Source organism: Ornithinimicrobium pulveris (genome assembly GCF_050261105.1).
Lineage (GTDB): Bacteria > Actinomycetota > Actinomycetes > Actinomycetales > Dermatophilaceae > Ornithinicoccus.
In genome coordinates, this window is record NZ_CP189837.1 from 1,799,360 (window position 1) to 1,816,443 (window position 17,084).

The window sequence follows — 17,084 nt, forward strand, 5'->3', positions numbered from 1 at the left end:
GTTCAGGAAGAGGGGCTTTCTGGATGGTCCTGGTCTAGTGGAGGGAAGCGGGGTGAGGTGGGGATGGCGACGCAGCCAGAGCGTGAACAACCAGAACGTGACAAGCAGGCGCGTGATGCGGTCGAGCGGGAGCGGGCGGACTGGGATGAAGTACTTGGGTTCTTACCAGCGGCCTCTGACGAATCCCTCCAGCTCACCGCCTCCGAGCGCGGCAGCAGCCATGATGGCATCAGCGACGATGACAGCAGCGACTGTGACGGCGGCGACGGCGAGAGGGTCGGCGGTGAGAGTGCCGGTGGTGGGGGTGGGCCGGTGGCTGGTCCGGATCCGGTGGCGGTCGCGATCGCTGGGCTGGAAGGGCTGGGTGTGGATGCGGGGTCGGCGGCTAGGTGGGTGGGGGCGATCTCGGCGCAGGTCGCTGCTGATGGGACCGAGACCGCCGGGGTGCCGGTGCCGGCCACCGCCGGGGATGTGTTGGACGGGATGGCAGCGATGCGGCACGCGCAGTGCGAGCTGGAGGCCGCGTTGCTGGTCTCCACCCAGGACCTGGTCATGGCCGCGGGCAGCACCCTGCTGGGCCGGCGCGGGGTGGATGACCCGCGAGCGTTGTCCAAGAGCGCGCACCAGTCCTGGCGGGCAGAGACCAAGGCTGCTGTGGCTGGAGAGGTGAGCGTGCTGTCCGGGATCGGTATCTGGCAAGCCCGCCAACAGGTCGCGCTGGCCACCGTGCCCGGCACGATCCGTTCCCACCTGCTCGGTGCGCTACGCCGAGGCGAGATCGTCCGTCAGCAGATCATCACCTTCCAGGCCCAGACCCGGGCCCTCCCCGTAGACCAGACAGCACGGGTGTCGCTGGTGATGTTCGGCACCGAGGAAGACGTCGCCGCTGTTGAACGTCTGGACCCCGACGGTGAACTGGTGCACGGCAAGCCCTGGTATCACAGCGAGTTCAAGGCAGCTCTGGCACGCGAGATCACCCGCGCCAGCGCCCAGGACGAAGACCAGACACAGCGGGTCAGGGACGCCGCCCACGCGGCCCGCGACGCCCGCCTCGATATCGGGGAGGAGGGCGTGGCGAACCTGCTGGCCCAGTTCGGGACCGTCACCGGGATCGCGGTCATCACCCGCATCGATGACATGGCCCGCCGCGCCCGCAAAGGCGGCGACCCCCGCACCCTGGCCCAACTCCGCTCCGACATCACCGCCATCCTCCTCATCCACGGCACCCTCACCCTGCCCGGCGAACCCCCACCCCACAACACCTGCAACCAGACCAGCCAGGACAGCCGCTGCGGCCGGTGCGGCCAGTGCGGTCAGAGCGCTCAGAGCGGCGATGGTGATGACAGTGTTGGGGCCGGGGCCGGGGCCGGGTGTGGGTGTTCCTGCGCCAGCGCTGCCAGGGCCCAGGAGAGCCTGTTTGATGAGGTGATCACTCCCGAAGACGCCCAGGCCCTGCGCGCGATCATCAACGCGACCCCGGCCGGCAAGGTCGAGCTCCTCATCCCCTGGGACAGCCTCATCGGAGCCGTCTGCCCACACTGCACCACCCCCGTGGGACACCCACCGTCCACCCCACACGGACACGACGAGACGGACCCTGCGGAACACTCTGCCTGCGATGCTCAGGAGGACTCTGTCCCGGATGATGAGGAGGGATCAGCCCCGGGTCCTGGGAAAGGCTCAGCCCCGCGACCTGGGAAGGGCTCAGCCCCGGGTCCCGGGAGTGAACCCGGGGAGGACTCCGTCCCGGATCCTGAGGACGGCTCTGCCTCAGCTGCTCAGAAGGGCTCTGTCGCCGGTCCTGGGGAGGGCTCTGCCTCAGCTGCTCAGAAGGGCTCTGTCGCCGGTCCTGGGGAGGGCTCTGCCTCAGCTGCCGCCAAGGCCGCTGGGGAGGGCTCTGTCCCGGGCCTTGGGAGCGAACCTGGGGTGGGCTTGGATCTGGATGTTCCGCACTCGCGGTGCGCCCCTGGCGCGCCCTGCCGGCCCGGGGACGGGACGATGCCACCCGCGTCACGGCCCAGGGGCGTGGCGGAGCTGGTCGGGTGGAACTCAGGATTCATCACCCCCCGGCAGGCCCGACAGATCGTGCTCACCCCCGGAACGGTGCTCTCCCGGCTCCTGTACGACCCGGCCGACGGGCGCTGCATCGAACGCTCCACCGGCACCCGGTCACCCCCGACGCGCAGATGAAACGCCAGATCTGGGCCGCGGACAGGTACGGGCGCGGCCCTGGCTCTCGCCGCCCGGCCGACAGGTGCGAGATCGACCACGAGAAGGAATGGTCCACCCACGCCTGGACCGCCGAGATCAACCTGAACTCCAAAGAAGCCCTCGACCACGCCCGCAAAACCAAAAAACTGTGGACCTCGATCATGAACCGCCGCCGCGACCTCACCTGGACCACCCTGCTCGGACAAGTCGCCAGAACCCGCGGCCACGACTACCGCCAATACCTCGACCGCCTCACCACCAAGGCCCCGCACACCCCACCCCAACCCCCAGACCCAACAGCGGCCGGGACGAATCCCCGATATGGCGATCTGCTGCGCCAGCGCAGCGAGCAGGACCGCGCCGACCTGGCCTACCGCCGCGACCTGATCAACCAGCTCCTCTACGCCGCCCTGGTCCACCGCACCCCCGGCGAACGCACCCAAGCCCACGACGACATCCCCGGCTCCGAAGACTGGCTCACCATCGAAGACTGGGGACACCTACACCACACCGACCACAACGGCCAACGACGCCCCGGCCCACCCCCCGACCACCCCACCCCAGAACAACTCCTCGACCTGCACGACGACAGGGAGCCCCAGACCGAGCAGGCGGCGAAGGCCGACCAGGACGAGCAGGCGAAAAGGCCCCAGCAGCCAGGGCAGAACGACCCGAGCCAGCCAGCCACCCCCTGGACCGACCACCAAGACAACCGCGACGACGACCCACCACCCTTCTGAGCGGGGCGGGGTTCGCCTGACGAATCGCATCGGGACCGGAGCCGCACAGCACGACAGTCCCATCGGCCATGATGGACGCCATGAGCATCCCGGTGGAAATGGCAGCACTCGACGAGGCTCTGAGCCGGCACGACACGGCATACCTCCTGACCAGCGGCGACGGCCGGCCGCACGTCGCCGAGGTCTTCCCCCAGCTCGTCGACGGCCACCTTATCCTAGCCGAGCCTGGCCGTACCGCACGCCGCGTGGTCGGCGACCGTTCCGAGGTCACCGTGATGCTGCCTCCCCGCGAGTACGGCGGCTACACGCTGATCATCGACGGGACCGGCGAGGTCGACGCGGACGACGCGCTCCGGATCGCCCCGACCCACGCGGTCTGGCACCGCGCAGCCGGTCACGGCCCTCAGACCGACTCGCCAACAGGCTGCGGCAACGACTGTCAGCCCCTGAGCGACTGAGCGTGGCGGCGACTGAGCCGATCGTCGGGGAACGCTTCGTCGACGAAGATTGGTATGCCGAAGAACTCACCGGCCGCGTGTGGCGGGGCTGCACCTTCGTAGAACTGGACCTCACCGAAGCCGTGACCTCGGGCTGCCGGTTCGAGGACTGCGTCTTCGACCGCTGCCGGTTCAACGCCTCGACGCATACGGGGACCGCCTTCACTGCGTGCTCGTTCAGCTCGACGAGCTTCTTCGACGCGACACTGGACGGCTGCAAGCTCGACGGCAGCAGTTTCGTCCGCTGCACCCTGCAACCGATCACCGTTCGCGGTGGATCCTGGTGGGGCGTCACCATGGTCGGAGCCGAGCTCGAAGGCCAAGACCTCCGCGACCTTCGCCTCCGGGACGCGGACCTGTCCGAGGCTGACCTTCGCCGCTGCGATCTGCGCGGCAGCGATCTGTCTGGGTCCACGCTCCGCTCCACCAGATTGGACTCGGCAGATCTGCGCGGGGCCATCCTCAACGGCGCCGACCTCACCAACGCACGCGTCCGCGGCACCCGCCTCGACCTGCCCGGAGCCCTCGCTCTGGCCGAGTCCCTCGGAGCCATCGTCGAGGACCAGGTCGACTAGCGGCATACAGGACGGGGTCCCTGCAGGCAGAAACGGCATGGGAGCAGCAACGGCGCGGCCCCAAGTGTGACGGCCCCCAGAGGATCGTCAAGAATCGGTCAGGATCAGGTCAGAACTTGGCAAAGATCCGCCATCTCGTGTGGCAGGCATGTCGGGATTCCGGCAGCGTCGTCACCATGCGAACCCGAACGCCCCTGACCATCGCCGCCCTCTGCGCGCTCACCGCGTCGAGCTTCCTGACCGCTGCAGCCCTTCCCGGCCAGGCCGACGAGCCGCTCGAGTATGTCGCTCTCGGCGATTCCTTCTCCTCCGGCACCGGCACCCGCGCCAGCACAGATGCCGACTGCTACCGGTCGCAGTACGGCTACCCGGCACTCCTTGCACAGGCCCACGGCCTGCAGCTGGACTATCAGGCGTGCAGCGGGGCCGTCGTGGCCGACGTCCACCGCAACCAACTCGCTGCCCTCTCCGACTCCACCGACCTCGTGACGATGACGATCGGCGGCAATGACGTCGGGTTCGCCTCGGTCATCACCCAGTGCGCGCTACCCGGCTGGCTGTCGAACTGTCAGGGGCGGATCAACCAGGCGCGCGAGGTGCTCAACAACGAGATGCCGGCGCGCTACGACGCGCTCTTCGCCGAGGTCGGTCTAAGGGCGCCGTCCGCCGATGTCGTCATCGGCAACTATCCGCACCTCTTCAACGGGCGCAACTGCAACCTGGCCACGTTCTTCTCGGCCGCCGAGATGCGCGAGCTGAACGCCGCCACCGACGAACTCGCCTCCCTGATCGAGGCCCGCACCTCCGCGGCCGGCTTCCGGTATGTCGACGCTCGCCCCGCCTTCCAGGGTCACGCCGTGTGCGACTCGCCCGAGTGGATCAACGGGTTGAGCATGCCGATCACCGAGTCCTACCACCCCAACCGCGCGGGGAATGTCGGCTACGCGGACGTCTTCTGGCCGGGGACGAGCGCAGCAGGGTCGGCCGGCAGCATGGGGACCCAGAGTCTCGATATCCAGCAGGAGAGCGAGACATTCAGCCACGCCGAGCAGGTCCGCGCCCAGGCCGACGCCGTGCTCGAGATGGATCTGACGAGCACCGAGAACCTCGCGCGGGCACGCGCGGAGGGCGTGCCTCCTGGCCAGATCGTCCGCCTCGTCAACCAGTTGCGGTCCGGGAACACCGCAGTGGTCGAGCGGGCACTGGCGGGCCTGAGCGAACTCAACGAGCAGCACGCCCTCAGCACCTCGGGTTGATCACAGACGACCTGATTAGACCCTCCTGGTCACGCCAGGATCCGCACCCAGTTGGCACCGTTCCCGATAGGGGCGGTGCCAACCTGGGTGAGGTGGCCGTGCTCGCCCACCTCGAGCAGCGCGGCGTCCTGGGAGCGTTCACCGACCGCGACGACATACCGGCCGTCGTCGGTGACGCGGAACCCGCGCGGCTGCTGCGGGACCGGCGTGAAGCCCACGACCTCGCCCAGCTCCGCGCCTTCGAGCCGGATCGCACCGATGAGCGAGGAGGTGCGCTCGGAGGCGAGCACCACCCCGTCGGCGACGGCGACGTCGGCGCCCCAGATCAGGTGCTCCTCGAGTGGGTCGGCGCCGAACCTGCTGTGTGTGAGCTCCTGCTCAGGGTCCACAAACGACACCGCTTCCTGGCTGCTCAGCGTGCCGTCGGCGCCGCGGGTGAGGCGAATGACCTGCCCGGAAAATTCGGTGACGAGATAGGCGTCGTCCCCCTCGAGCACGAGGTGGCGCGGACCCGAACCCTCCGGCGCCGCCACCGTGGGCGGGTCGAGCGGCGCGAGCGTGCCGTCGGAAGCGAGGGCGTACTGGGCGGTGAGATCGTCGCCGAGCGACACGAAGTAGGCGTGCTCGTCGTCGCTGACCACGCAGTGCAGGTTGGCGAACTCGATCCGCGCGACGGGCTCACCCACCTCACCGTCCGTGACCGGCCAGGTCAGCCCCACTCCTCCGCCATAGCCCGCGCCGAGCAGCACGGACCCGCCGTGCGCCAGCGCTAGGTAGGTCATCTTGTCCTCGGCCGGTCTGCGCGCGACCTCGGTGAGTTCGCCGGACTCGCGGTCCAGGCGCAGCGTGGCGATGCCGGAGCCGTCGTCGTCCTTGTATGCCGCGTAGACCAGACCGCGGTCGCCGTCCACCGCGAAGGTGCCGCAGCCGGGCAGGTCACCGCTGGTGGCGAGGACCTCGAGCTCCGCCGAGTCGGCAGGGCTGTCGGCGTCACTCCCCCTGCTCAGGCGAAGGGTGCTGATGGTTCCGTCGGACGAGTTGGCGATGAGGACGAGCTCAGTCATAGCTCCAGGCTAGAGCGAGGTTGGATGCCTCTCCTGTCGGGGCAGCGTCCACACGATGGGGACCTCACGACGAAACCCCCGAGCCGGGGCTCGGGGGTTTCTGATGTCCTGAGACAGGACAAGCGTGTCCGGAGGGGGACTTGAACCCCCACGCCCGTTAAGGGCACTAGCACCTCAAGCTAGCGCGTCTGCCATTCCGCCACCCGGACGAGGGTGTATGCCGTGCTCCAGCTGGAGCGGGCAACGACGGACTAGATTAGCACGCCCTCGACGGTGATCCCGCATCGTCGGGAGCACCGTCGGAGGTCACAGTTCGCCAGTCCGGTGGGTCGGCCGGGGCCAGCTCAGGATCGTCCTCGGCGAAGGTCCGGACCGGGCCTGGACCAGTCAGCGGGCCCTCGAAACGTATGGTCACCCGACCCCGGCCGCTCCCCCACACCCAGCCGGATCCATGGCGCTCGTGCATCACGTCCTGACCGGTGCGCCATCCCGACCGCGTCCGGGTCATCAGCCCCGAGCGGGCCTTTCCACCATCTCCTTCTTCACCATGGCGCTCGTCAGCCTCGCCCGGAGTAGCAATAGCCGAAGAGCCACCCGACACATCCGGCAGCTCGACGAGCACGTCCGCAGAGCTACCCACCTCCAGCCCTAGCTCTTCCTGCGCATGCGCGGTCAACCCGGACACCCCAAGACCCAGCAGCCGCAGCCCGTCAGCCACGTCCACGCCCGCGAGCAACCGTCGCCCCTCCCGCAGGATGATCGCCTGGTCCCCCGTCGCAAAGGGCAACGACGACGAGCGCGTGATGGTGCTGAAGTCAGGATGCCGGGCCTTGACGGTGATCGTCCGGGCGAACAGCGCCGCCTTCTCCAACCGGCCAGCCAGCTGGGTCGCCATCTGCATCAACTCGGCCTCGAGCACCCCGCGGTCGGTGATGTCGGTCTCGAAGGTTTCCTCCACCGAGACACTCTTGGCCTCCCGCTCCACCACCACGGGCCGGTCGTCCTCGGCCATCGCGAGCCGGTGCAGCCCGGCACCGTGTGCCGTCCCGAAGATCGCAACCAGGTCCGTCTCCGAGACTCGCGCAAGCTCACCCACCGTCTCCACCCCGAAGGTCCGCAGCCGCGCCGCCGTCGCCGGGCCCACGCCGGCGACGGCACGCACCGGGAGTGGATGCAGCACCTGCAACTCGGTACCGGGTCGCAGGATCGTCACGCCCGCCGGCTTGTCCATCTCGCTGGCCAGCTTCGCCATCATCTTCGACGTCGCCACCCCGACCGAGGCCGTCAGCCCGCCGGTCGCCTCCGTGATCTCAGCAACCAACTCGGCACACCATTCCTCCAGCCGACCCTCCGCCCACCCGGGCGGATTCTGCCCGGCCATCAGATCGACATACGCCTCATCCACCGACACCTGCTCCACCAGGGGCGAACGCGACCGCAGGATGTCCATCACGATCCGCGAACTCGTCCGGTAGGCCTCAAAACGCGTCGAGAGATAGGCCGTCCCCGCCGGTGCACGTCGCCTGGCCTCAGCCGTGGGCATCGCCGAGCGCACGCCATACACCCGGGCCTCGTAGGACGCTGTCGACACCACCCCGCGCCCACCGATCCCCCCGACCACGACCGGTCGTCCACGCAGCGAGGGCTTGTCGCGCTGCTCGACCGCGGCGAAGAAGGCGTCCAGGTCAAGGTGGAGGATGCACGGCTCCGCAGTCGCCATGTCACCACTGTGACACGCCGCGGTGACACACCCACGACACGTCGCCCGCGTGACCGCCACGGATGCGTCTGTCAGTGGGCCTCGTTAGGTTGGGGGCATGGATCTGGACAGGACGCTTCCCCCGCACCCGAACGACCACCTGCCCGCCGCGCCGGCCGAGCTGACCGTCACGAGCGAGGACTTCACCGACGGTGGCGAGTTGCCCGAGAGCGCCGGTTTCGGCCAGGGCAACACCTCGCCGCAGCTGTCCTGGGAGGGCGCGCCGGAGGGCACCAAGTCCTACCTGCTCGTGTGTCACGACCCGGACGCGCCGGTGATGGGAGGCTTCCACCACTGGGCGGTGCTCGGGATCCCGGGCGACACGACCTCGCTTGAGGCCGGTGCCGGTGACCAGGGCCGCAGCGCCAACCTGGGGGCGATCACCCTCGCCAACGACTACGGCACCCGTGACTACGGCGGCGCTGCCCCGCCTGAGGCCGATGGCCCGCACCGCTACGTCTTCACCGTGTGGGCGCTCGATGTCGAGGACGCCGGGCTGGACACCTCTACCTCGATCGCCAAGGCCCAGTTCGCGACCCTCGGCAATGTCCTCGCTCGCGGCTCGATCACCGGGACCTACGAGCTGTGAGCCTGGACTGGGTGCCGGCCCTCGATCGCCCGGATCTGCTCGCCGAGCCCGTGCGCGCCGCGCTGTCCCGTATGCCGCAACCCGGGTCGGGCGCTGACGGGCGGGGCATCGAGGTGGCTGAGATCGACCCCGACGTGGCCGACACGGCTGTGCTCGTCGAGGCCACCGGGATGGCGATGGAGGACATGGCCAACTGCATCGTGATCTCGGGGACCCGAGGTGGCGAGGAACGGGTCTGTGCCGCGCTGGTGCTCGGCCACACCCGGGCCGACGTCAACAAGACGGTCCGCACACGGCTGGACGTCCGCAAGTGTTCGTTCATGCCCATGGACCAGGCTGTCGAGCGCACCGGGATGGAGTACGGCGGCATCACCCCCATCGGCCTGCCCGACGACTGGCCGGTGCTCGTGGACTCCCGAGTGCTGGACCGCGACTCGATCATCATCGGATCGGGCCTGCGCCGGTCCAAGGTGCGCTTGCCCGGTGCCCTCGCTGAGCAGCTGCCGGGTGCGGAGGTGATCGACGGCTTGGCTCTGGAGATCGGCTGAGCCCCCTGCTGAACACCCGGCGTCGCAGCGCTGAGCCAGCGCGTCGACGGGCCCCTTGGGTCGGCTGATGCTCCCCACCCCGACTCTCCCACCTCGCTGGCCGACCCCGGGTCGATCAGTCCGTCACGCCCGCAGCCGCAGAGCCCAGAAGGCCACGGCCGAGGCCGCAGCCACGTTGAGGCTGTCCACGCCCCCGCCCATCGGGATCTTCACGACCAGATCTGCTGCCTCGACGGTGCGTCGTCCCAGCCCGTCGCCCTCGGTGCCCAGCACGAGGGCGAGCCGCTCCGGCGGGTCCGCCTCCAGGTGGTCCAAGGTCACCGCATCCTCGGCCAGTGCCAGCGCAGCGACGCTCAAGCCCTGCTCCCGCAGCACCTCCACGCCCTCGGGCCAGGGATCGATCCGGGTCCACGGCACCTGAAAGACGGTTCCCATCGAGACCCGCACGCTGCGTCGATACAGCGGGTCAGCACACCTCGGCGTGACCAGCACCGCGTCCACGCCCAACGCAGCCGCCGACCGGAAGGCCGCCCCCACGTTGGTGTGGTCGACGATGTCCTCCAGCACCGCCACCCGGCGCGCGCCGGCCACGACCTCACCCACCGACGGCAGTGCTGGCCGGTGCATCGCCGCCAGCACGCCCCGGTGCAGATGGAATCCGGTCATCGCCTCGGCCACCGCCGGCTCGGCGACATAGATCGGCGCCCCCTGCTCGCGCGCCACCGCCAGCAGATCGGGCCACTCCTCCACCCACCGCGGCGTCATCAGCAGCGACCGCAACCGGTGTCCCGCCCCCAGCGCCCGCCGGATCACCTTCTCCGACTCAGCCATGTAGAGCCCGCGCTCGGGCTCCACGACGCGGCGCAGCGCCACGTCGGTCAGCGAGAAGTAGTCGCGCAACTCCTCAGCCCCCGGGACCTGCACCCAGGTGCAGCCGTCGGGGAGAGCGGGAACTGACCGCATCGTCATACGAGCAGGTTCACGATCGCAATGAGACCGATGACCACGATGATTCCGCGGAGCACATTCGGCGGCAGGATCCGTCCAACCCGGGCACCGGCGAAGCCACCGAGGAAGGCGCCGACACCGATGCACAGCGCCACCCACCAGTTGACCAGCTCGGGCGAGACGATCAGGAAGACGATCACGGCCACCAGGTTGGCAATCATCACCAGCACGTTCTTCAGCCCGTTGATCTGCTGAATCCCCAGCGGCAGCAGCACGCTCATCAGGCCGATCATCAGCACTCCCTGCGCTGCGCCGAAATAGCCGCCATACATCCCAGCGAAGAGCACGCCGGCCATCAGTGCGATCCACCGCCCCGGCGTCAGCGCCTCAGCCTCCTGCTTGGCTGCCCACCGGTTCAGCCGCGGACCGAGCACGACCAGCAGCAGCGCCAGGGCGATCAGCACCGGCACGATCGTTGCGAACGCCTCCGGCGGGAGCACGAGCAGGAGCAACGCCCCGATGATCGAGCCGAGCACGGTCATCGGGATCAGCCGCTTGAGCATCCCGGCGATCGGCCGGATCTCCCGGCGATAACCCCACGCCCCGGTGAGGCTGCCGAAGACCAGCCCCAGGCTGTTGGAGACATTCGCGACCACCGGGCTGTAGCCGAAGAAGAGCAGCACCGGAAAGGTGATCAGCGTGCCGGAGCCGACGATGGTGTTGATCATGCCCGCGCCGAAGCCGGCGAGGACGATCGCGGCGATCTCGAACCAGGTCACGCGCGGTGCTCGGGATAGCCGCCGCGCCCAGCGCCCGAGCGGCCGTCGCCCGCGTGGCCAGCGCCCGAGCGGCCGTCGCCCGAGTGGCCGTCGCCCGCGTGGCCGTCGTCCGCGTGGCCAGCGCCCGCGTGGCCGTCGCCCACGTCACCGCTCAGGTCGCCCGGCTGCGCCGCCCGTGCCGCCCACCGCTCGCCGTGCCGGTCGACCACCAGCGGCAGGTCGAAGGTCCGGCTCAGGTTCTCCGCCGTCAGCGTCATCTCGATCGGCCCGGCCGCGACCAACTCACCATCGCGCAGCATCAGGATGTCGGTGAACCCCGGCGGGATCTCCTCGACGTGGTGCGTCACCAGCACCATGGCCGGCGCCTCGATGTCCTGGGCGAGCAGGCTGAGCCGCCCGACCAGGTCCTCGCGGCCGCGCAGGTCCAGGCCCGCCGCTGGCTCATCGAGCAGCATCAGCTCGGGATCGGTCATCAGCGCTCGCGCGATCTGGACCCGCTTGCGCTCCCCCTCCGACAGCGTCCCGAACCGCCGTTGGGCCAGGTGCGCCACGCCCAGGGCCTCGAGCAGCTCCGCGGCGCGCGCCTCGTCGGTCTCGTCATATTCCTCGCGCCATCGGCCCAGCACGCCATAGGCGGCGGTCACGACCACATCGCTGACCCGCTCCTCGTCGGGGATCCGGTCGGCGACCGCGGCGCTGGAGACCCCGATCCGCGGTCGCAGTTCGAAGACATCGACGGTGCCGAGCACCTCGCCCAGCACACCTGCCACGCCGGTCGTCGGGTGCATCCGCGCGGCGGCGAGCTGGAGCAGGGTGGTCTTGCCCGCCCCGTTGGGCCCGATGATCACCCAGCGTTCGCCCTCCTCGACCGACCAGGTGATGTCGCGCAGCAGGTCGGAGGTGCCGCGGCGGACTCCGACGCCGGCGAACTCGAGGACGTCACTCATGGTGCTGCACTCTATCGACCGCCCGGGCGCCTACGATCGGACGCCATGCCCGACCACGAACTCCCCGCCAGCGTCCGGGTCGCCCTGTGGGGCACCGAGGTGCTCGCCGGCCGGCTGCCGCTCGGCGAGCTCACCCGCCGCGCGCTGCCCGATCTGGACTCCTCCACCGGACTCGTGGATCGGGTTGAGCTCTGGGCATCCCTGGGTGAGCAGGTCGTGCTCGTGGCCCTTCCCCGGCCCGGGGATGTGTCCGGTATGCCGCGTTCCGCACCCGACCTGCTCGACGCGGCCACCTCCGCGCAGGAGTGCGTCTACGTGCCCGGTCTCGGCGGGGCACTGGTCCCGACGATCGAGCCCTACGGGCCGGTGGGTGACCAGGGGTGGGCGGCGACGTGGACCCCCTTCGAGGCGGACCCGGTCCCTGTCCACCGCATCGAGGCGCTCGACCTGGGCTCGCTGGAACTGCAGCTGCGCACCGAGCTGGCGGAGCTCACCGACGAACTCACCGCCGCCGGGGCTGCCCCGTTCGGCGCGACCGCTGCCCGTGGCAGGGCTCGAGCGCGCCGGGCCTTTGCCGGCGCCTGGGGGCTCCCGGACGGTATGCCGCAACGCGCCGCCCGCGTGATCGATCTGGCGGGGACCGTGCTCACCTTGACCGACGCCGGTCTCGAGGCCGTCGGCGGATCGGTCGACGCCACCTCGGTCACCCGGCGGGAGGGGGTCCTGCGGCGCTTGCAGGGGCGCGCGGTCACTGCCTTGGCCGAGGCGACCAATGCTGCTGCAATGCACCTCGCCTATCGGGGCGGAGAGCCCCACTGAACGTTGGGGTCAGGCGGGAGGGAAGGTCAGTCCACACCGCAATCATTTCCATGGCGACTTCGCTGGCTTCGCCAACCGCGCGATCTGACGCCGGTCGTGGGCCTCAGACCTCGCCGGGCAGATCGGGGGCGCGGCCCTCGAGCACAGCGCGGTAGACCTCGACGGTCCGCTCGGCGATCGTGGTCCAGCTGAAGGACTCGACGGCCCGTTCCCGACCGGCCTCGCCCCGACGGGCCGCCTCGTCCGGGTCAGACAGTGCCTCGACGAGAGCGTCGCCCAGATCCTTGACGAAGGCGTCGACGTCCACTGGCGTGCCGGTGCCGTCGTCGAGCTGCTCGATCGGGACCAGCCACCCGGTCTCGCCGTCGACCACCACCTCGGGGATGCCTCCGGTAGCCGTGGCGACGACGGGCGCACCGCACGCCATCGCCTCGAGGTTCACGATGCCGAGCGGCTCGTAGACCGAGGGGCACATGAAGACCGTGGCGTGGGACAGGATCGCGATGACTTTCTCGCGAGGGAGCATCTCACCGATCCACACCACCGGCGCGGCATCGCTGCCGCGATCCTCGCGGAGCTGGTCGACCAGACCGATGACCTCCTCCTCGATCTCCTTGGTGTCCGGAGCACCAGCCAGCAGCACGATCTGAACGTCGTCGCCCACCGCCCGCAGTGCGCGCAACAGGTAGGGCAGGCCCTTCTGGCGGGTGATCCGGCCCAGGAAGACAGCCGTGCGCGCCGTCGGGTCCAGGCCCTGCGAGCGGACGAACTCGGCCGCCTCCTCGGAGATGTCACGCTGCCAGAGCTCGGAGTCGATGCCGTTGTGGACCACGTGCACCTTGTCCGGGTCCACCTGCGGGTACGCAGCAAGGATGTCGCGCCGCATCCCAGCGGACACCGCGATGATGCCGGCAGCGCCTTCGTAGGACACCTTCTCGGCCATCGAGGAGATCCCGTAGCCACCGCCGAGCTGCTCGGCCTTCCACGGTCGCAAGGGCTCCAGGGAGTGCGCGCTGATCACGTGCGGAATCTCGGCGAGCAGTCCCCCAAGGTGACCGCCCATGTTGGCGTACCAGGTGTGCGAGTGCACGAGGTCAGCCCCACCCGAGGCGACATCACGCGCCATCAGCAGGTCGACTCCCAGCGTGCGCAGCGCCCCGTTGGCGTCCTCGAGGTCGGACGGAACGGCATACCCTGTCGTGCCCTCCTCCTCGACCGGCGAGTCGAACGCCCGGACCTGGACCTCGACCCCGTCCAGCTCCCGGAGCGCCCGGGTGAGCTCGGCCACGTGCACCCCCGCTCCCCCGTAGATGTTCGGCGGGTACTCACGGCTCAGGATGTCGATGCGCACTCCTCCAACCTAGTGGTCATTCTCATCCCCTCGCCAAACCGCGGCCGGACCAATAGGGTTTTGTCATGGCAGCGGCGCGTGGTTCTCGACTGAAGGTCCTGGCGATCGTCCTGGCGGGTGGTGAGGGGAAGCGGTTGATGCCGCTCACCGCGGACCGGGCCAAGCCGGCGGTGCCCTTCGGGGGGATCTACCGGCTCATCGACTTCGCGTTGTCGAATGTCGTGAACTCCGGCTACCTCAAGGTCGTGGTGCTCACGCAGTACAAGTCCCACTCCCTCGACGCGCACATCACCAAGACCTGGCGGATGTCGACGCTGCTCGGCAACTACGTGGCCTCGGTGCCGGCCCAGCAGCGTGTCGGCAAGAGTTGGTTCGCCGGCTCCGCGGACGCGATCTACCAGAGCCTGAACCTCGTCCACGACGAGCGGCCGGACATCGTGGTCGTGGTCGGCGCAGACCACGTCTACCGGATGGACTTCTCCCAGATGGTCAACCAGCACGTCGAGAGCGGCGTGGGCTGCACAGTGGCCGCGATCCGGCAGCCGATCAGCCTGGCTGATCAGTTCGGCGTGATCGATGTCGACCCGGACAATCCGCAGCGCATCCGGGAGTTCCTGGAGAAGCCGTCCAACCCGCAAGGTCTGCCGGACAGCCCCGATGAGGTGCTGGCCTCGATGGGCAACTATGTCTTTACCGCGGACGCGCTCGAGGAGGCCGTGCGCGTCGATGCCGACCGCGAGGGCTCCAAGCACGACATGGGCGGCGACATCGTGCCTGCCTTCGTCGAGGCGGGCGATGCCGAGGTCTACGACTTCAAGGACAACCAGATCCCCGGCTCCACCGATCGGGATCGCGGCTACTGGCGTGACGTGGGGACGATCGACTCCTACTACGACGCCCACATGGACCTGATCTCGGTGCACCCGGTCTTCAACGTCTACAACGAGGCGTGGCCGATCTACACCAACTACGGCCCGCACCCGCCGGCGAAGTTCGTGCACGGCTCGGGCGACCGGATCGGCCACGCGGTCAACTCAGCCGTCTCCCCCGGCTGCGTCGTCTCCGGGTCGACGGTCTCGGACTCGGTCCTCTCACCGCGGGTGACGGTGCACAGCTTCAGCCATGTCACGCGGTCGGTCATCATGGACCGCGTCGAGGTCGGACGGTCCTGCCAGATCCACCGCGCCATCATCGACAAGGGTGTCTTCGTCCCCGCCGGCGTCCACATCGGCGTCGACCATGACCACGACCGCGCCCGCGGTTTCACCGTCACCGACTCCGGCATCGTGGTCGTCGGCAAGGGCACCGTCATCGACAGCTAGATCCCACCGGACGCGCGCGGTGTCCCCCCACAGCCCGACCGAACGCGCGCGGTGTCCCCCCACAACCCGACCGAACGCGCGCGGTGTCCCCCCACAGCCCGACCGAACGCGCGTGGTGTCGCCAGACAGCCCGACCGAACGCGCGTCAGAATCCCATCGCGTGGAAGCCACCGTCCACGTGCACGATCTCGCCCGTGGTCGCCGGGAACCAGTCCGACAGCAGCGCCACGCAGGCCTGTGCCGCCGGCACCGGGTCCTTGACGTCCCAGCCCAGCGGCGAGTGGTCGCTCCACTTGGCGAACTGGTCGAACTCCGGGATCGACTTGGCCGCCGTGGTCGAGATCGGACCGGCCGAGACGAGGTTGGACCGGATTCCCTTGGGCCCCAGATCGCGGGCGAGGTAGCGGCTGGTCGCCTCGAAGGCGGCCTTGGCGACGCCCATCCAGTCATAGACCGGCCAGGCGTACTGCGCATCGAAGGTCAGCCCCACGACCGAGCCACCCTCGCTCATCTTCGGCAACGCCGCGACGGCCAACGACTTCAGCGAGTAGGCGCTCACCTGCACAGCGGTCTGCACGTCCGACCACTCCGCCTCCAGGAAGTTGAAGGCACCCTGCGGCGCGAACCCGATCGAGTGCAGCACCCCATCGAGGTGGTCGACATGCTCACCGAGCCGGTCGGCCAAGGTGTCCAGGTGCTCCTGGTCCGTCACGTCCAGCTCGATCACCGGCGCCGGCTTGGGCAGCCGCTTGGCGATCGTCTGGGTGATCCGGAAGGTCCGGCCGAAGGAGGTGAGAACCACCTCCGCCCCCTGCTCCTGGGCCAACCGGGCCACGTGGAAGGCGATCGAGGAGTCCATCAGGACGCCGGTGATGAGGAGCTTCTTGCCGTCGAGGAGCATGGGCACAGACTCTAGTGGCTCAGGTCAGTGACCCATGCCCAACCCGCCGTCCACCGGGATCACTGCCCCGCTGATGTATGCCGCATCCGGGCCGGCCAGGAAACGCACCGCGCCCGCGACCTCCTCGGGCGTGGCAAAACGACCGGCCGGGATCCCCGCCAGGTAGGTCGTGCGCAGGTCCTCGGAGAGTTGCTCGGTCATCTCGGTCTCGATGAACCCCGGCGCGACCACATTGGCGGTGATCCCCCGGCCCCCGAGCTCACGGGTGATCGAGCGGGCCAGGCCGACCAGCGCAGCCTTGGACGCCGAGTAGTTCGTCTGACCGGGCGAGCCATACAGCCCGACCACCGAGGAGATCAGGATGATCCGACCCGCCCGGGCCCGGATCATCCCCTTCACCGCCCGCCGAGCGCAGCGGAAGGCACCGGTCAGGTTGGTGTCGACGACGGCGTCGAAGTCCTCGTCGCTCATCCGCATGAGCAGGGTGTCCTTCGTGATCCCGGCATTGGCGATCAGCACCTCGATCGGCCGCCCGAGCAGCTCCTCGGCCTCGCTGAACGCCCGATCCACGCTCCCGCTGTCGGTGACATCGCAGATCACACCCCGCAGTCCTTCTGGCGGTGTGCCGCTGCGGTGCGTGATGACGACATCGTCACCGGCCTCAGCGAAACCACGGGCGATGGCAAGGCCGATCCCCCGGTTGCCTCCGGTCACCAGGACGGCGCGAGGGGTGGGGTGGGCTGCGGTGGCGTCGGTGCTGTCGGTCACGAGCCCACCG

General features: G+C 69.3%; 16 protein-coding genes, 1 tRNA gene and 1 pseudogene. 9 read left to right on the forward strand and 9 right to left on the reverse strand.

The window, feature by feature from the left end:
- Positions 1-63: 63 nt before the first annotated feature.
- The 5 genes from ACQBAT_RS08385 (at position 64) to ACQBAT_RS08405 (ending at position 5,279) form a co-directional block, all read left to right on the forward strand.
- Entirely contained in the window at positions 64-2,190 is a 2,127-nt protein-coding gene (locus tag ACQBAT_RS08385; RefSeq protein WP_427197671.1) for a hypothetical protein, read from the forward strand.
- Positions 2,187-2,951, forward strand: coding sequence for a hypothetical protein (locus ACQBAT_RS08390; protein WP_420747461.1), 765 nt, complete (start codon positions 2,187-2,189; stop codon positions 2,949-2,951). The genes ACQBAT_RS08385 and ACQBAT_RS08390 overlap by 4 nt, the downstream gene beginning before the upstream one ends.
- An 80-nt stretch (positions 2,952-3,031) precedes the next feature.
- The gene (locus ACQBAT_RS08395) at positions 3,032-3,409 is read left to right on the forward strand and encodes a pyridoxamine 5'-phosphate oxidase (RefSeq protein WP_420747462.1); all 378 of its coding nucleotides are present in this window, start codon (positions 3,032-3,034) and stop codon (positions 3,407-3,409) included.
- A 2-nt stretch (positions 3,410-3,411) separates the two neighbouring features.
- A complete protein-coding gene (locus ACQBAT_RS08400; protein WP_420747463.1) occupies positions 3,412-4,023 on the forward strand; it encodes a pentapeptide repeat-containing protein in 612 nt (203 codons plus the stop codon).
- A 176-nt stretch (positions 4,024-4,199) separates the two neighbouring features.
- Positions 4,200-5,279: an SGNH/GDSL hydrolase family protein gene (locus ACQBAT_RS08405; RefSeq protein WP_420747464.1), complete on the forward strand. Its 1,080-nt coding sequence runs from the start codon at positions 4,200-4,202 to the stop codon at positions 5,277-5,279.
- 29 nt (positions 5,280-5,308) lie between these two features.
- On the opposite strand, the gene ACQBAT_RS08410 is transcribed toward ACQBAT_RS08405, so the two are convergent.
- The 3 genes from ACQBAT_RS08410 to ACQBAT_RS08420 form a co-directional block, all read right to left on the reverse strand.
- Positions 5,309-6,343 (reverse strand): lactonase family protein, encoded by a 1,035-nt coding sequence (locus ACQBAT_RS08410; protein ID WP_420747465.1) that lies wholly within the window; start codon positions 6,341-6,343, stop codon positions 5,309-5,311.
- Positions 6,344-6,468: 125 nt separating this feature from the next.
- Positions 6,469-6,552: transfer RNA gene (locus ACQBAT_RS08415), tRNA-Leu, on the reverse strand.
- Positions 6,553-6,599: 47 nt separating this feature from the next.
- Positions 6,600-8,063, reverse strand: coding sequence for a DNA polymerase IV (locus ACQBAT_RS08420; RefSeq protein WP_420747466.1), 1,464 nt, complete (start codon positions 8,061-8,063; stop codon positions 6,600-6,602).
- Positions 8,064-8,160: 97 nt separating this feature from the next.
- Between ACQBAT_RS08420 and ACQBAT_RS08425 the strand changes: the two genes are divergently transcribed.
- Together ACQBAT_RS08425 and ACQBAT_RS08430 are read left to right on the forward strand one after the other, a co-directional pair.
- Positions 8,161-8,691 (forward strand): YbhB/YbcL family Raf kinase inhibitor-like protein, encoded by a 531-nt coding sequence (locus ACQBAT_RS08425; RefSeq protein ID WP_420747467.1) that lies wholly within the window; start codon positions 8,161-8,163, stop codon positions 8,689-8,691.
- A gap of 11 nt (positions 8,692-8,702) precedes the next feature.
- Positions 8,703-9,239 carry a YbaK/EbsC family protein gene (locus ACQBAT_RS08430; RefSeq protein WP_420747468.1) on the forward strand — a complete coding sequence of 179 codons (537 nt, stop codon included), beginning with the start codon at positions 8,703-8,705 and terminating at the stop codon, positions 9,237-9,239.
- 123 nt (positions 9,240-9,362) lie between these two features.
- Here ACQBAT_RS08430 and ACQBAT_RS08435 read toward each other — a convergent pair whose 3' ends face one another.
- The 3 genes and pseudogenes from ACQBAT_RS08435 to ACQBAT_RS08445 all read right to left on the reverse strand — a co-directional run.
- On the reverse strand, positions 9,363-10,208 hold the full coding sequence (locus tag ACQBAT_RS08435; RefSeq protein WP_420747469.1) for a TrmH family RNA methyltransferase: 846 nt from the start codon (positions 10,206-10,208) through the stop codon (positions 9,363-9,365).
- Positions 10,205-10,966 (reverse strand): sulfite exporter TauE/SafE family protein, encoded by a 762-nt coding sequence (locus tag ACQBAT_RS08440; RefSeq protein ID WP_420747470.1) that lies wholly within the window; start codon positions 10,964-10,966, stop codon positions 10,205-10,207. The genes ACQBAT_RS08435 and ACQBAT_RS08440 overlap by 4 nt, the downstream gene beginning before the upstream one ends.
- A 170-nt stretch (positions 10,967-11,136) precedes the next feature.
- Positions 11,137-11,913: pseudogene (locus ACQBAT_RS08445) on the reverse strand (ABC transporter ATP-binding protein); the annotation flags it as partial.
- A gap of 45 nt (positions 11,914-11,958) precedes the next feature.
- Here ACQBAT_RS08445 and ACQBAT_RS08450 point away from each other — a divergent pair.
- A complete protein-coding gene (locus ACQBAT_RS08450; protein WP_420747471.1) occupies positions 11,959-12,732 on the forward strand; it encodes a hypothetical protein in 774 nt (257 codons plus the stop codon).
- 103 nt (positions 12,733-12,835) lie between these two features.
- On the opposite strand, the gene glgA is transcribed toward ACQBAT_RS08450, so the two are convergent.
- Positions 12,836-14,083 carry a glycogen synthase gene (gene glgA / locus ACQBAT_RS08455; protein ID WP_420747472.1) on the reverse strand — a complete coding sequence of 416 codons (1,248 nt, stop codon included), beginning with the start codon at positions 14,081-14,083 and terminating at the stop codon, positions 12,836-12,838.
- A gap of 65 nt (positions 14,084-14,148) precedes the next feature.
- Between glgA and glgC the strand changes: the two genes are divergently transcribed.
- On the forward strand, positions 14,149-15,405 hold the full coding sequence (gene glgC / locus ACQBAT_RS08460; protein WP_420747473.1) for a glucose-1-phosphate adenylyltransferase: 1,257 nt from the start codon (positions 14,149-14,151) through the stop codon (positions 15,403-15,405).
- Between the two features lie 145 nt (positions 15,406-15,550).
- On the opposite strand, the gene fabI is transcribed toward glgC, so the two are convergent.
- The gene (gene fabI, locus ACQBAT_RS08465; RefSeq protein ID WP_420747474.1) at positions 15,551-16,306 is read right to left on the reverse strand and encodes an enoyl-ACP reductase FabI; all 756 of its coding nucleotides are present in this window, start codon (positions 16,304-16,306) and stop codon (positions 15,551-15,553) included.
- Positions 16,307-16,330: 24 nt separating this feature from the next.
- Positions 16,331-17,074: a 3-oxoacyl-ACP reductase FabG gene (gene fabG, locus ACQBAT_RS08470; RefSeq protein WP_420747475.1), complete on the reverse strand. Its 744-nt coding sequence runs from the start codon at positions 17,072-17,074 to the stop codon at positions 16,331-16,333.
- Between the last annotated feature and the right edge of the window lie 10 nt (positions 17,075-17,084).